At 70.1% G+C, this 14,639-nt stretch carries 11 protein-coding genes; 6 read left to right on the top strand and 5 right to left on the bottom strand.

Going from position 1 to position 14,639, the window contains the following annotated elements; all coding sequences use genetic code 11:
- Positions 1 to 62: 62 nt before the first annotated feature.
- On the bottom strand, positions 63 to 863 hold the full coding sequence (locus tag K4G64_RS05575; protein ID WP_221754952.1) for an endonuclease/exonuclease/phosphatase family protein: 801 nt from the start codon (positions 861 to 863) through the stop codon (positions 63 to 65).
- 337 nt (positions 864 to 1,200) lie between these two features.
- On the opposite strand from K4G64_RS05575, the gene K4G64_RS05570 reads away from it, so the two are divergent.
- On the top strand, positions 1,201 to 1,899 hold the full coding sequence (locus K4G64_RS05570) for a GAF and ANTAR domain-containing protein (protein WP_221754897.1): 699 nt from the start codon (positions 1,201 to 1,203) through the stop codon (positions 1,897 to 1,899).
- Positions 1,900 to 2,274: 375 nt separating this feature from the next.
- Here the strand turns inward: K4G64_RS05570 and K4G64_RS05565 are convergent, their stop codons facing one another.
- Together K4G64_RS05565 and K4G64_RS05560 are read right to left on the bottom strand one after the other, a co-directional pair.
- Positions 2,275 to 3,597, bottom strand: coding sequence for a ferric reductase-like transmembrane domain-containing protein (locus K4G64_RS05565; protein ID WP_221754896.1), 1,323 nt, complete (start codon positions 3,595 to 3,597; stop codon positions 2,275 to 2,277).
- Positions 3,598 to 3,760: 163 nt separating this feature from the next.
- On the bottom strand, positions 3,761 to 4,483 hold the full coding sequence (locus K4G64_RS05560; RefSeq protein WP_221754895.1) for a FadR/GntR family transcriptional regulator: 723 nt from the start codon (positions 4,481 to 4,483) through the stop codon (positions 3,761 to 3,763).
- Between the two features lie 388 nt (positions 4,484 to 4,871).
- On the opposite strand from K4G64_RS05560, the gene K4G64_RS05555 reads away from it, so the two are divergent.
- The 3 genes from K4G64_RS05555 (at position 4,872) to K4G64_RS05545 (ending at position 11,242) form a co-directional block, all read left to right on the top strand.
- The gene (locus tag K4G64_RS05555) at positions 4,872 to 7,103 is read left to right on the top strand and encodes an alpha-L-fucosidase (RefSeq protein ID WP_221754894.1); all 2,232 of its coding nucleotides are present in this window, start codon (positions 4,872 to 4,874) and stop codon (positions 7,101 to 7,103) included.
- A 512-nt stretch (positions 7,104 to 7,615) separates the two neighbouring features.
- Positions 7,616 to 8,581, top strand: a complete 966-nt coding sequence (locus K4G64_RS05550; protein ID WP_221754893.1) for a glycoside hydrolase family 6 protein — start codon at positions 7,616 to 7,618, stop codon at positions 8,579 to 8,581.
- 228 nt (positions 8,582 to 8,809) lie between these two features.
- On the top strand, positions 8,810 to 11,242 hold the full coding sequence (locus K4G64_RS05545) for a SpoIIE family protein phosphatase (RefSeq protein ID WP_221754951.1): 2,433 nt from the start codon (positions 8,810 to 8,812) through the stop codon (positions 11,240 to 11,242).
- A gap of 43 nt (positions 11,243 to 11,285) precedes the next feature.
- Here K4G64_RS05545 and K4G64_RS05540 read toward each other — a convergent pair whose 3' ends face one another.
- Positions 11,286 to 11,558, bottom strand: coding sequence for a hypothetical protein (locus K4G64_RS05540; RefSeq protein WP_221754892.1), 273 nt, complete (start codon positions 11,556 to 11,558; stop codon positions 11,286 to 11,288).
- Positions 11,555 to 12,373 (bottom strand): phytanoyl-CoA dioxygenase family protein, encoded by an 819-nt coding sequence (locus K4G64_RS05535; RefSeq protein ID WP_221754891.1) that lies wholly within the window; start codon positions 12,371 to 12,373, stop codon positions 11,555 to 11,557. Before K4G64_RS05535 ends, K4G64_RS05540 begins: the two co-directional genes overlap by 4 nt.
- Before the next feature lie 73 nt (positions 12,374 to 12,446).
- Here K4G64_RS05535 and K4G64_RS05530 point away from each other — a divergent pair, with 73 nt between their 5' ends.
- Positions 12,447 to 13,247, top strand: a complete 801-nt coding sequence (locus K4G64_RS05530; RefSeq protein WP_221754890.1) for an AraC family transcriptional regulator — start codon at positions 12,447 to 12,449, stop codon at positions 13,245 to 13,247.
- Between the two features lie 398 nt (positions 13,248 to 13,645).
- On the top strand, positions 13,646 to 14,639 hold a 994-nt coding region (locus K4G64_RS05525; protein ID WP_221754889.1), incomplete at its 3' end, for a carboxylesterase/lipase family protein.

Below are 14,639 nucleotides of genomic sequence, written 5' to 3'. Positions count from 1 at the left end.
GCGGGGCGGGTCGGTCAGCGACGCGGCGCTCGCCCCGGCGCGGTCGTCGCGATCACTGCGGCTCAGGCCGGGTCGACGTCGGTGTGCAGCGGGTGGTGGTCCGAGGACGGGGTCGGATGCACGCGGTGCCTGAGGGGGACGAAGCCGCGCAGGAACACGTAGTCGAACTTGAGCTGCCAGTCGGTGGTCGGCTGACAGGTGCCGGTGGGGGACGGGAGGCACTGCGGGTCCGCGTCCGTGGCCAGTGCCCAGATCCGGGTCAGTTCGGGAGAGTCCGGCACGGCGTTGAGGTCGCCGAGGAGGATCGCGCGATCGTGCCGGGCGACCTCCGCGGCTAGCACGCGCGTCTGCTCCTCCCGGACCTCCTCTTGACGCCGTTGGGCGAGATGCGTGTTGAAGACCCGGACGGACCGGTCGCCCACGGTGGTGGTGACGGCCATGTACCCGCGGTCCTCGGAGCCGCCGTCGGGATACTCCACGTTGACCGGGTCCGTCATCGGTGCCGCGGAGAGGATCGCCTGACCGAAGGCGCCCGGGTTCCACGGAGTTCCCCCGCAGCGGCCCCATTTCCGTAGAACGGACCCGTACTCGACGTGGTAGACCAGCCCGTGGAGGTTCTCCAGGTACTCCCGGATCCTCTCGACGTCACGCACACACGCTTCCTGCAGCCCGATGACCTGGGGCGCGGCCGCCGCGATCTCCGCGGCCCGGTCGACGTCGCTCACCTCGCAGGGGTTGCAGATGTTCCAGGTCATGACCCGGTTCGGTACGACTTCCCGGACGGCTTCCGCGGACTGGGCCCCGGCGAAGAGGCCCCCCGTCGGTGTGCTGGGGCCGACCAGCGCCACGCAGAGAGCCAGCATCACGCCCGCGAACAACCGCACCCCCGTGCTCCTGCCGAGCACCCTCGCCTCCTCACGGTGGACCCACGAGGCCCCTGGGGCCTCCAGGAACGAGATTATGGGACGGGGCCGTCGGCGACACACGCCCTGTGCGATCTCGCGATCGCACAGGCAGGCGTGACCCGGAGGTACACGGCATGACGGCACCGAGGGCCCGCACGATCCGGATCACTCCGATCCGGGGCCGCCGGGAGCGTCCGAGGCCCGCGTCACACTCCCCGGTCCTGGCGCCTCCGCCCCGGAGGGACCAGGTTGTGCGTAGGGTGGTCGGACTGGTGATCGACGCGGGCGGTGAGGCATGGACTGGCAGAAGTTCGCCGAGGAGATGGCCCTGCTCGCGCGGCGCCTGCTGAAGCAGGACTCGGTGCAGGGGACACTGGACGAGATCGCGGCGTCGGCCGTGAAGCTGGTGGACGGCTGTGACGCCGCCGGGATCCTCGCGGTGCGCAAGGGCCGTGCCGTCACGCTGGCCTCGTACGGCGAGATGGTCGAGGAGTCCGACCGCCGGCAGGGCGAGCTGGGCGAGGGGCCCTGCTTCGACCTCGCCCGTCGCGCCGACGACGAGGACCGGATGTTCCGGATCGTGGACATGACCCGGCCCCAGCCGGACTGGCCCCGCTACGCCGAGGCCGCGCGCGAACTGGGCATCGGCAGCATGACCGGGGTCCTGCTCTACACCCACGAGGAGGACTTCGGCGCGCTCAACCTGTACTCCCGCCGCCCGGGCACCTTCACCGAGGACATCGCGACCGCCGGCTGGCTGCTCGCCTCGCACGCCGCGGTCGCCCTCGCGGACGCCCGCACCATCGACCAGCTCGAACACGCCCTGGAGACCCGGCACGCCATCGGTGAGGCCATGGGCATCCTCATGGAACGCCACGGGATGAGCGACGAGGAGGCCTTCAGCGTCCTGCGGAAGATCTCCCAGCACCACAACATCAAGCTGCGGGACGTCGCCCAGCGGGTCAGGGACAAGCGCACCGACGGTCCGGCGTGAGCGCCCGGGGCCGGCGGGGCGGACGTGGGCGTCCCGGGTGCCGGTGAGGCCGAGCGGGTGTGACCAAGTCGGGGCACGACGTCCCGAGGCGGAGCGGGTGACCAAGTCGGGGCACGACGCCCCCGAGGCCGCGTGCGGTCCCCACCCGGGGAGGCCCCACCCGGGTACAGGGTGTCCGCCATCGCCGAGGTGAAGCGCAAGCCCTGCGCCGGCGGTGCGCCGCCCGCCGCAGTGCTCGCATGTCGGAGCCGGGCGGGGGACTCTCGGACATGGCGATCCTGGTGATCGAGCTCTGCTCGCCGCGCACAGAGCAGAGCGAAGTACCGGCGAGACCCGCCCGGGACCGCCGGCCACGCGGCCCGGAAGCCGGACTTCTCAGGCCAGGCCGAACCGCTCGGCGTGTACCTGCCGGTGCGGGACCTTCAGGCCGCGCAGCGCGCCGAGCACGGCCGACGTCATCGCGGGCGGGCCGCAGACGTACACGTCGCGTTCGGCTATGTCGGGAACCAGGGCACGGAGACCGTCCGGCTCGAACGGCGTGCTCCCCTCCCCCGTGCGACCGGTCAGCAGGTGCAGCTCGCCACCGCGGTCCGCGACCAGGGCCCGTACCTCGTCGACGAGCACGGCGTCGTGCTCGCTGCGCACCCGGTAGAGCACGACGACATCGCCGCCCGGCTCCTCCTCCAGCAGGGCCCGCACCGGCGTGATCCCCACTCCTCCGGCGATCAGGAGGGCGCCGGGCCGCGTCCGATGCAACGAGGTGAACGCGCCGTACGGCCCCTCGACGAACGCGCGGCTCCCGACCGGGACGTGCCGCAGGCCGGCGCTGGCGCTGCCGACCGCCTTGGCGGTGAGGCGCAACGTGCGTCCGTCGGGTGCCGCCGACAGCGAGAACGGATTCGCCAGCCACCAGTGGTGGTGTCCGGGGAAGCGCCAGATGCAGAACTGGCCGGCCCGGGCCGGCAGCCGGTCGAGGTGGCGGCCCGTGACGTGTACCGACACCACGTCGTCCGACTCCGGTACCACCGCGGTGACGTGGAACCGGTGGTAGGCGTTGCGCCACAGAGGCATCACGATCCGGCCCGTGACGAGGGCGCCGAACGCGAACAGCCACAGGGCCCACCAGTAGATCTTCGCGAACGCGGACGACGTGAAGGTCGTGGTCTCCTGCAACTGGTGGACGAACGCCAGCCCCAACGCCACGTACAGCAGCAGATGCACACCGTGCCAGGTCTCGTACCGCAGCCGCCGCCTCACCTTCCGGGTGGAGACCGAGGCGACCACGACGACGAGCGCCGCCGCCAGCATCCCGAGCAGCGAGGCCGGCACTCCGGCCAGCGCGAAGAACGTCTTCACCATCGACGCGTCGTCGAGCCTCGCGAAGCCCAGCACCACCAGCACGGCGTGGGTGAGGAGGGTCCACAACAGGGTGAAGCCGACCCACCGGTGCCACACCGTCAGCCGGTCCATGCCGATACGGCGGTCGAGCCACGGCAGCCTGGCCACCAGCAGCAGTTGGAACAGCATCAGCACGGCGGCGTGCAGACCGAAGAACTTGGCGACCGTGAGCACCCCGTTCTTACCGGTCCCGGCGTTGAGGAACAGGACCTCGACGATCGCCAAGTTGGCGACGACGAAGGCCCACAGCGCCCATCGCGCCGCAACGACAGGAGGGACGGTGCGCCGACGCACCGGCATCTGTGAACTCGTCGCTTCCACTGCTTCCCCCTCATATCCGACCTGACGGCCCGGCCCAGCGGCCGTCGACCAGTACGTTGAGAGACTAAGGGGTTGAGCACAAGCCGGTCGGCGGAAGTATCGACACTTCCTGCTGCGTTCGCAGCACGACGACGCCTGCCCCTCACTTCCCCGCTGCCGTCCCGGAGGGGAGAGGCTCGCCCGAGCGCAGGTGCTCCCTCAGCCACTGCTCGGTGTTGCTCACGTGCAGCAGTGCCGCGGCCTGGCTCAGGGTGGTGTCACGGGTGGACAGGGCGTTGAAGATCGCCTCGTGCTCGGCGAGGGTCCGGCCCGCGGCCTTGCCGTCGACCAGACCGCGCCAGATGCGGGCGCGCAGCGTGCGGCCGGAGATCCCCTCCAGGAGGGTGAGGAGGGTCTCGTTGCCGGTGGCCGAGACCACGGCGCGGTGGAAGGCGGCGTCGTGGGCGTTGAGCCGTTCGACGTCGTCGCGGGCCTGACGCATGGCATCCAGGTGCCGCTTCACCTCGGCCAGCTGTTCATCGGTGATCCGTGTGGCGGCAAGTGCCGTGGCCATGGGTTCGAGGAGCCGTCGTACCTCCATGAGGTCCTGCAGGGCGACCGAGTCGCCCTGCAGGAGTTCCACCGCGCCGCCGAGCCCCTCCAGCAGCAGGCTCGGCTGGAGGCTGGTCACATACGTGCCGTCGCCTCGTCTGACCTCCAGGACCCGCGCCACGGCCAATGCCTTGACCGCTTCGCGGGCGAGATTGCGGGACAGCCCCAGCTGCGCGGCCAGGTCCGGCTCCGGTGGGAGCTTCGATCCGGGAGGAAGGGCGCCGGTCCGGATCAGCTCACGGATCCGCTCGATCGCCTTGTCCGTCAGCGACACCGCACGTCCCTCCCCACTGTGCCCCGCGAGCACGTCCGACCTGCTCGGGAGTCCGCATGCCGAGGGTGACGTCGATGGTACTGGGGTGAGTGTCCGGGAAGGCGATCGCGGCGGCGGGCATCCCATCAATCCCCGCCGATGACGGCTCCTCATCGACCACGGAATCCGGACAGACATACCATGTTTCAGCAGGCGCAAAGTGCACGGAAACAGGCGCAAGATGCGTCAACTACCCCTCCCTGAGGCGCCTTTCATCCCTGCAACTGGTTGACATCCCAGGGACGCATGCCGGACCTTCATGCGTAACAAGCGGTGCCCTGTGCACAGCAGCCACGCCGACTCGTGTCCCCCGCACTCCCCTGTCCCCCAGCATCAGGGATGTCTCTCCATGTCGAGTTCGATCAACAGACGCCACTTCCTGGCCGGTGCCACCTACGTGGCCACGGCCGCCGTTGCCTCAGGCGTGTTCGGTCCTGGGGTCGCTCATGCGGCGCCCGGCACCTACACGCCCGACTGGAACTCGGTCGACCAGCATCCGCCGGCCCCGGAGTGGTTCCAGGACGCGAAGTTCGGGATCTACTTCCACTGGGGCGTCTTCAGCGTCCCCGCCTACGACAACGAGTGGTACCCGCGGAACATGTACCAGGCGGACAGCAACGCCAACCAGCACCACATCGCGACCTACGGCAGGCCATCGGCATGGCCGTACCACAACTTCATCGACGGAGCGAAGGACCTGGCGGGCAACACCGTGCGGTTCGCGCCGAAACTGAAGTCGGCCGGAGGGAAGTTCGACCCCGAGGAGTGGGCGCAGCTGTTCGTCGACGCCGGCGCCAGGTTCGCCGGCCCGGTCGCCGAGCACCATGACGGCTTCTCCATGTGGGACAGCCAGGTCAACGAGTGGAACTCGGTGAAGAAGGGCCCGGGCCTGGACCTGCTGAAGCTCTTCTCCACGGCCATCCGCGCCAAGAACCTCAAGCTGCTGGTGGCCATGCACCACGCGTACAACTTCACCGGCTTCTACGAGCATGCCCCCGCCCAGACGGACTCGAGCCTCAAGAAGCTCTACGGGCAGCTGGGCCCGGCCGCGGAGAACCAGCTCTGGTTCGACAAGCTCAAGGAGGTGGTCGACCGCGCCCAGCCCGACATCCTGTGGCAGGACTTCAATCTGGACGCCGTTGACGAGCAACAACGCCTCAACTTCCTTGCGTACTACTACAACCAGGCGGGCAGCTGGGACCGTGAGGTCGTCGCCACGTACAAGGACGGCATGAACGGCAAGGGCGAGGTCTTCGACTACGAGCGCGGCGGCCCCGCCGACATCACCACGCCGTACTGGCTGACCGACGACAGCATCTCCAGCAGCAGCTGGTGCTACACCCAGGGCATCGGCTACTACACGCTCCAGCAGATGCTGCACTCGTTCCTGGACCGGGTCAGCAAGAACGGCAACATGCTGCTGAACATCGCGCCCCTGGCCGACGGCACCATTCCCCAGGCGCAGAAGGACATCCTGCTCGGCATCGGCGACCACCTGAAGCGCTTCGGCGAGTCGGTGTACGCGACCCGCGCCTGGACCGAGTACGGCGAGGGCCCGACGAAGATGGGCGGCGGTTCGTTCACCACCCCGCACGCCGGCACTCCGCAGGACATCCGCTTCACCCGCAACAAGGCCGGCAACGTCCTGTACGCCACCGTCCTGGGCTGGCCCGGCAGCTCACTGACGATCAAGACGCTCAGCTCGGACCGGATCAACCTCTCGTCGCTGAGCTCGGTCAAGCTCCTCGGCTCCACCGCCGGCACCTACATCGACCTGCCCGCGACGTCCCAGAGCTCCTCCGGCCTGACGGTCACCCTGCCGTCCTCGACGCCCTACAGTGCGCACGCCTACGTCCTCAAGCTGGTCTTCTCCGGCACGATCCCGGGGCTGCGGCCGCTCGCCGGAGCCGTCGGCTTCGGGGGCGTCGACTACACCGGCAAGGCGGGCGTGTTCACGCTCGGCGACCACACCGCGGCCGACCTGACCGCGGCCGGACTCGGCGCGCGCACCCTGTCCTCCCTCCGAACGGCCCCCGGCTACCAGGTGATCGGCTACTCCGGGGACGACTTCAGCGGCACCTCCTGGACGTTCACCGCCGAGAATCCCGACCTGCGTGCCACCGGCAACAACGACCGGATCACCTCGCTGAGAGTCCGGTTCGACCCGGCGAGGTACTTCCGGATCACCAACGCCACCAGCGGACTCGCCCTGGACAGCGGCGGCAACGTGGGCTCCGGGTCCGACCTCAAACAGTGGACCTGGGACGGCAGTCCCAACCTGCAGTGGCACGCCGAGCCGGTCGAAGGCGGCTACTACCGGCTGGTCAACCGCGCCAACGGCATGGTCGCCGACGGCTGGGGCGCCACCTCCGACGGCTCTCCGGCCCGGCAGGCTCCCTGGAACGGCGGCACCGACCAGCAGTGGAAGATCGTCCACCGGGGCGGTGACCGCTACTCGCTCGCCAACCGCACCACCGGCCTGGTTCTCGACGGCGGCGGCACCGTCGACTCGGGCTCCGTCACCAAGCAGTGGACGTACGGCAGCAGCACCAATCTGCTGTGGAGCTTCACCGCCCTCTGACACCCGCCTGCCCCCGCTCCCCCGCCGCGCTCGCCGTGGTCTCCGGCCGAAGGGTCCTTCCGCTCGGACCTGCTGCCGCAACCATTCTCGCGGTCGTTTCGCGAGCCATTCGGAAAGCAAGACCTCACGGATGGCAGGAAGTTCATCGAGCCTGGAGCATCAAAATTCTCGAATGTTTCGTAGCTGACGACGATTCATGCGAGAGGTATTGACGGGATTCACCGGCCTCCTATCATCCAGAATGTTCAACGAGCCGATCCACGTTCGACATCTCGTACGGCTGGGCCACAGAAGGAGCATGCCACCCGTGCACATGTCATGGACTCATCACGCCCTGTCCCGTCGCCGCACACTGACGGCCGCGGCCGGTCCGGCCGCCGGTGCCCTGCTTCCTCCGACGACGAACTCGACCTGCTGACCGATCGTGCCTGGTGAGCGCTTCTGATGGGAGCGCTCCCTACCCTCACCGCCCCCCATCGGACGCACCCCTGTCAGAGAACCGAGGTACCGTCATGCGCCGCAAACTCCTCGCCCTGGTGGCAGCGCTCTCCGCGCTCCCACTGGCGCTCGCCGCCGCACCGCCCGCCCACGCGGCCGACCCGACGACCATGACCAACGGGTTCTACGTGGACCCCGACTCCAGCGCGAAGCGGTGGGTCGCCGCCAACCCCGGTGACGGCCGGGCGAGCGCGATCAACGCCTCCATCGCCAACACCCCGACAGCCCGCTGGTTCGGCTTCTGGAGCGGCACCATCGGCAGCGCCGCCGGGGCGTACGTGGGCGCCGCGGACGCCCGGGACAAGCTGCCCGTCCTCGTCGCCTACAACATCTACAACCGCGACTACTGCGGCGGGCACTCCGCGGGCGGAGCCTCCTCGCCGTCCGCCTACGCCAGCTGGATCGCGCAGTTCGCGGGCGGAATCGCCGGCCGTCCGGCCGTCGTCGTCCTCGAACCGGACTCCCTCGGGGACTACGGCTGCATGACCCAGGCGCAGATCGACGAGCGCGAGGCCATGCTCACCGGCGCGCTCGCCGAGTTCAACCGCCAGGCTCCCAACACCTGGGTCTATCTCGACGCCGGCAACCCGGCCTGGGCGGGCGCGGCGACCATGGCCCGGCGCCTCCACGAGGCCGGCCTCCGACAGGCCCGCGGCTTCTCCCTCAACGTCTCCAACTACCTGACCACGGCCGAGAACACCGCGTACGGCAACGCCGTCAACAGTGAACTCAGGGCCCGGTACGGCTACACCAAGCCGTTCGTCGTGGACTCCAGCCGCAACGGCAACGGCTCCAACGGCCAGTGGTGCAACCCATCAGGCCGCCGTATCGGCGCCCCGACCCAGCTGGGCGGAGGCGCCGAGATGCTCCTGTGGATCAAGGTCCCGGGCGAGTCCGACGGCAACTGCGGCGTAGGAAACGGCTCCTCGGCCGGTCAGTTCCTCCCGGAGGTCGCCTACAAGATGATCTACGGCTACTGATCCGGGGCCGCTCGGCGCGGTTCCGGCGCGGGCCGAGGTCGGACCGCCCCTGAGAAGGACGCGGTCCGGCCTCGGCTGCTACGAGCCACATACGCCACACACACCACCGCCGTTCCCGAACGCACCAACCTGGAGCGCCACGGAGCAGCGACCGACCTAGGCTGGAAGGAGCCGCTGGAAACCAGCCCTGACAGGCACGGCTGTCCGGACGGAGGCGTGGCGGTGGAGATGGCCGACGAGAAGGATGAGCCCACTGCCGTTGCCGTGGTGGATCCGGACGGCACGGTGAGCGGCTGGAGCGATGGGGGTCGGCTGCTGCTGGGCTGGACGGCGGAGGACATCGTCGGCCGCCCCGTGACCGACCTGCTGGTCGATCCCCCTTCCGGCTCCCCCGAGGGATACAGCGCCGGCCTCACGGGCTTCGTCCCCCTGCGCCACCGGGACGGTTCCACGGTGGACGCCGTGGTAACGGCTCATTCGCTGTCCGGCCCCGACGGGCTGGCACTGGGCCACGCGGTGACCGTCCAGCGCTGGGGAAGCCGCCCGGTGATCGCCGACCGGGCCTTCGAGCAGTCGCCCTTCGCCCTGGGCGTCTACGACCCTGAGCTGCGGTTTCTGTGGATCAACGCCTCTTCGGGCCGGGTGATCGCGCACACCGAGGAGCAAGTGCTCGGTAGGAAGTACCGCGAGGTGCTTCCCGAGTTCGACCGCTCGCTGTTTCCCGAGAGGGACGACAAGCCCTACACGGACGCGCTCGCCGAAGTCGCGAGGACGGGCGAACCCACGCGTCTCATCACCGTCTTCCGCCCTCGCGGCAGTGACTACGCCAACGCCTGGGCCACCAGCATCTGGCCCGTCCGGGATGACCAGGGCAGGGTCCGCGCGATCGCCAACTGGGGATTCGACATGAGCGCCGAGTACTGGGCTCGGCAACGCCTGCTCATCCTCAACAATGCCAGCAGCGGCATCGGCCGGACCCTGGACGTGATCGGCACCGCCCTGGAGCTGGCCACGACCCCGGTGCCGGGGTTCACCGACCTCGTCACCGTGGATCTCTTCGACGAGGTGCTGCGCGGAGAGGAACCGCCCCCCGTGGCCGGGCTCGTCTCCGGCGAGCCCGTCGTGCTCAGCCGTGCCGCCCGGCACAGCGCACAGGACGACACCGACCCGGCTCCCGGGCCCCCGACACCGGTCAGCCACGCTCCCGGTTCCGTCGCCGCCCGCTGCCTGGTCACCGGCAGGTCCACGGTCGAGCTCGCCGCCGAACCCGGCCAGGGCGGCGAATGGGCCTTCGGGCCCGGGCTCGCCGCCGACCCGGCCCACTGGCCGCCGGGCAACCCGGTGATCGACGAGTCTCTCGCCGCGGACGGGCTGACCGGCCGGATCACCGTGCCGCTCAGGGCGCGCGGCGTGCTGCTCGGGGTCGTCGTCTTCTCCCGGCTCGACCGCCCCGAGGCCTTCACCGCCGACGACCTGATCCTGGCCGAAGAGCTGACCGCCAAGGCAGCGGTCGCCATCGACAACGCCCGCCGCTACTCGCGCGAGCGGACGACCGCGCTGACCCTCCAGCGCAGCCTGCTGCCGCAGGGACTGCCGAACCATGAGGCGGTCGAGGTGGCATCCCGCTATCTGCCGGGCGGGGCCGGTGCGGAAGTGGGCGGTGACTGGTTCGACGTCATTCCGCTGTCCGGCGCCCGGGTCGCCCTGGTCGTCGGCGATGTCGTCGGGCACGGCCTGCACGCCTCGGCCAGCATGGGCAGGCTGCGGACGGCGGTCCGCACCCTCGCCGACGTGGACCTGCCGCCGGACGAACTGCTGACCCATCTGGACGACCTGGTCCTGCACCTCGCCGGCGACCTCCAGCCCACCGGCCCCTTCGGGGCGACCGGCGAGTCCGGGGCCACCTGTCTGTACACCGTCTACGACCCGGTGTCCCGACGGTTCACGCTGGCGAGCGCCGGTCATCCCCTGCCGCTGATCATCGCCCCGGACGGCACCAGGACCCCGGTGACCGCCCAGCCGGGACCCCCGCTCGGCATCGGAGGGCTGCCGTTCGAGGCCACCGAGCTCGACCTGCCCGAGGGCAGCCTGCTCGCCCTCTACACCGACGGGCTGCTGGACGGCCGCGCACGCGAGGCCGACAAGGGAATCACCGAACTGCAGCGGATCCTGGACCAGTCGGCGACCTCGTTGGAGACCCTCTGCGACACGGTGATCGACGCGGTGCTCCCCGACCGCCGGACCGACGACGCGGCCCTGCTGCTCGCTCGCACGCACGCGCTGGCTCCTCACCACGTCGCCGACTGGGACGTGGAGCCGGACCCCGCGCAGGTGCCGAACGCCAGGAAGTTCGCTGTCGACCAGGTGGACGCCTGGGGCCTGGAGGAGGCCGCCTTCGTCACGGAGCTGGTCGTCAGCGAACTGGTCACCAACGCCATCCGATACGGCGAACCGCCGATCAAGCTGCGGCTGATTCGCGACACCTCCCTGATCTGCGAGGTCTCCGACGCCAGCAACACCGCCCCGCACCTGCGCCGGGCCCGCGTCTTCGACGAGGGCGGCCGGGGATTGTTGCTCGTCGCCCAGCTGACCCAGGGGTGGGGCACCCGGCACACCACCGACGGCAAGACGATCTGGTGCGCTCAGACCCTGCCCCGGTGAACGTGGCGGTCGAGAAGTCGTTGGTGCCTCGGACACATGGAGGTCATCGGGGGTCGTCCTCCACCTTCTCGAAGAAGAACTCGTGTTTGAGGAAGGAGACGTCGTACTCGTGTCCGGCCTGCGGCGGCAGCAGTTGGGATGCCTGGAACAGGCGCCACCCGTCGAGCAGGGCGGCAAGCCCTGTGGGGTAGGGCGGCTCGTCGCTGTCACCGGTCGTCGGGTGGGTCCTGCCGGTCCCGTCGTACCGGGACCAGCCCACAACATCGGCGTCCAGCGCCGACGTGGCGAGGTAGAGAACCAGAACCTGCTGTCTCATGCGTGACTCCTCAGGGCGGGCCGATTGCCGACGCGCGTGACCCAGTACTCGACGTCGAACGAGTCGTCGCCGGTCAGGGCCCGCCACAGCAGGACCCGGTTGTAGATCTCCAGTCGGGCCGTGGCCTGCTCGTACCAGGGGAAGTACGTGTTCAGTTCCGCGGTCACCGCAGGGTCGTGCAGGTCGGACACGTCCCACAGGCGCACCTGGGGCACGGTCGGGTTGAGGCGGAGCTTGTACATGAAGCGACGAGCCGCGGTGTCGTTGCGGCGGCCGCCGTGCCAGATGCCGTGGTGCACGAGCACGACCGTGCCAGCCGGGCAGGTCAGACGCGTCTGTCCCCGGAGGTTCTGGACACGGCCGACGTCCGTCTCGTTGATCCTGCGCAGATGGCTTCCGGGCACGCTGAGGGTGCCGCCCATCTCGCCGGTCACCTCGTGCGGGTAGTACATGAGCTGGATGTCGAACGCGTCCGGCCGTACGTCGATGATCGCGTCTGCGTGGAGCGCCTGCGCGTGTCCCTCGTGCGGCTCGCGCACATGAACCGCATGGTGGTCGACGGTCGGCAGGGGACCGACCAGGCTCTCGACAGCGCCTGCGACGACCGGCAGGCCGAGCAGCTCGTGGACGAAGGTGTCCGACCCGAACGCTTCACTCAGCGGGGTGCCGTAGGCCACGTCCGGCAGACCCTCGGTCAAGGTCGCGACGGCCCGTTCGTTGATCTCCCGCGGCACCACCCCGTCCAGGCGCAGGAATCCCTGCGCGACGAACCGCGCCACCTGGACCGAGGTCAGGAGTTGCTTGCTGGTTGACATGCGACGAACGTACGGGCCCGATCCGGAACCGTCGTGGGCTGAAATCGTCCAGTGCTGGTAATTTTCCATCATCGTGAAGCACGTAACAGTACGGCTGGACGAAGCGCCCACCGTGGTCGACGCCGGCATCGGGGTGCACGGCGTCTCCACCGACCATGACGTCTTCCGGCTGCCCGACCTGTGGCAGCTGCACCTCTACCACTACGAGGGTGCTCTGACCCTCGGAGGGTCGGTCCACCCCATACGCCCCGGCCACGTCAGCCTGGTGCCGCCGAACACGGAGGTGCACTTCCACTACCGGGGCAGGTCGGAGCATCTCTACGTCCATCTGCGGTTGCACGACGGCGGAACCGCGCGCGTGGTGCCGGTGATGCAGGACGCCGCGGCCGAGAGCACACGCCTGGCCGATCTGCTCCGCCGCGCCGTGACGGCCATGCCGACCTCTCCCCCGCGCGCCACGGCCGAGGTCTGGACCGCTCTGTGGCGCATCGCCGAGTTGCCCGAGGGCGATGGAACCGGACGCCGCCACCCCTTCGTGGCCACCGCACAGGCCTGCATCGAGGAGAACCTGGCCGGTCCGCTGTCCGTGCCGGACGTCGCACGCGTCGTCGGAATCTCCCACACCCACCTGACGCGCGTGTTCCGTGCCGAGACCGGCCTCACGGTCGTGTCATACATCAGGCACCGACGCCTTCAACGCGCCCGCCACCTCCTGCAGTCCTCCACCCTTTCCATCACCGCCATCGCCGCGGCCGTCGGCATCGCCGATCTCCAGGCCTTCAACAAGGCCTGCCGCCGTGAACTCGGCGCGAGCCCACGTGACCTACGTGCGGCCGCACCTCCGCCCACGCTTCAGCCGCCGACCGGCCTGTAGGAGCAGCAGGAACGGACCTCACCGCTGTCACGGTCTCGTCCGGCTGCAACCGGTCGCCGTCGCCAACCCCATGTCCCCCCAGTCCGCAGAGCCGACTTCCGGCGGCACGGCACCGGTCTCCTCGGCCATTTCTCTGCGAGCGTGTAGACATCACCGACTCCGAATGGAACGCTCCCTACAGACGCGGACCTGTTCTCCCGCTCCGCCGGTTCGCCTTCTGCTCTTCGGTCGGCGTCGCCGCTCCAGCGCAACCCCGCCATGTTCTCCGCACGAGCCGCGCATTGCGCACCAGCACTCAAGCCTCGCAGCAGCCGAGTCCTGGTCAAGGGCGCCACCTGCGATATCGGGGCCTACGAGCGAACGCCATGCCCCCCCCACACCGACACCTGGAGTGATGGATGAGAGCCCCGAGTCTGCGCCACGCCCTGGCCAGCGCCGCGGCCGCCGTCGCGGCCCTGCTGCTGTCACTGACCGTTCCCCCGCCCACTGCCCACGCGGATTCCGCCCCCGACTCCCTGGTCGTGCGCACCGACCGGGGCTGGGCGCGGGGCGCGGCCGTCCACGACGGCGGGCGGGTCTTCCAGGGGATCCCGTTCGCCGCCCCGCCGACCGGTGAGCTCCGCTGGCGTCCGCCGCGACCCGCGCCGCAGTGGTCCGGCGTCCGGGACGCCACCGAACCGGCCAACCCCTGCCCCCAGTTACCGCTGACGCTGCTCCCCGACGGCGGCCCCGTCCTGCCAGGAGAGTCCAACCGCACCGGCAGCACCACGGAGGACTGCCTGTACCTCAACGTCTGGACGCCCGCCCGTACCAACGGCCGCCCCCTCCCCGTGCTGGTGTGGCTGCACGGCGGAGGCAACGTCTACGGCGCGGGCAGCGACTACGACGGCTCCGCCCTGGCCGCTCGGGGTGTGGTCGTGGTGACCGTCAACTACCGCCTCGGCGCACTGGGGTTCCTGGCCCACCCTGCCCTGTCGGCCGAGAGCCAGGACCACGCCTCGGGCGACTACGGCCTGATGGACCAACAGGCCGCCCTGCGCTGGGTGCGGCGCAACATCGGTGCCTTCGGTGGCGACCGGAACCGGGTGACGCTCGGCGGCCAGTCCGCCGGATCGGCGGACACCTGCCTCCACATCGCCTCGCCGACCGCGAAAGGCCTGTTCCACCGGGCGATCCAGCAGAGCGGAGCCTGCGCCGCGGACGGCGGTCTGACACCCCTCCCGCTCGACGCGGCCGAGCGGAAGGGAAGCGGCTTCGCGGCCTCGGTCGGCTGCACCGACCCGACGACCGCGGCGGGCTGCCTGCGCGCCGTGCCCACCACCGAGCTCATCCGCGCCACCGGGACAGGTGCCACCCCCCTGTGGACCCCGAACACCGGCCCCCGTGTCCTCC

This window comes from Streptomyces sp. WAC04114 (assembly GCF_019733245.1).
GTDB classification, from domain to species: domain Bacteria; phylum Actinomycetota; class Actinomycetes; order Streptomycetales; family Streptomycetaceae; genus Streptomyces; species Streptomyces massasporeus_A.
The sequence above is the reverse complement of the archived record's forward strand: the minus strand, read 5'-3'. Positions and strand labels throughout refer to the sequence as shown.

Coding starts and splice junctions, on each gene's coding strand:
- K4G64_RS05575 (WP_221754952.1), bottom strand. CDS start 863: ATGCTGGCTCTCTGCGTGGCGCTGGTCGGCCCCAGCACACCGACGGGG.
- K4G64_RS05570 (WP_221754897.1), top strand. CDS start 1,201: ATGGACTGGCAGAAGTTCGCCGAGGAGATGGCCCTGCTCGCGCGGCGC.
- K4G64_RS05565 (WP_221754896.1), bottom strand. CDS start 3,597: ATGCCGGTGCGTCGGCGCACCGTCCCTCCTGTCGTTGCGGCGCGATGG.
- K4G64_RS05555 (WP_221754894.1), top strand. CDS start 4,872: ATGTCGAGTTCGATCAACAGACGCCACTTCCTGGCCGGTGCCACCTAC.
- K4G64_RS05550 (WP_221754893.1), top strand. CDS start 7,616: ATGCGCCGCAAACTCCTCGCCCTGGTGGCAGCGCTCTCCGCGCTCCCA.
- K4G64_RS05545 (WP_221754951.1), top strand. CDS start 8,810: ATGGCCGACGAGAAGGATGAGCCCACTGCCGTTGCCGTGGTGGATCCG.
- K4G64_RS05540 (WP_221754892.1), bottom strand. CDS start 11,558: ATGAGACAGCAGGTTCTGGTTCTCTACCTCGCCACGTCGGCGCTGGAC.
- K4G64_RS05535 (WP_221754891.1), bottom strand. CDS start 12,373: ATGTCAACCAGCAAGCAACTCCTGACCTCGGTCCAGGTGGCGCGGTTC.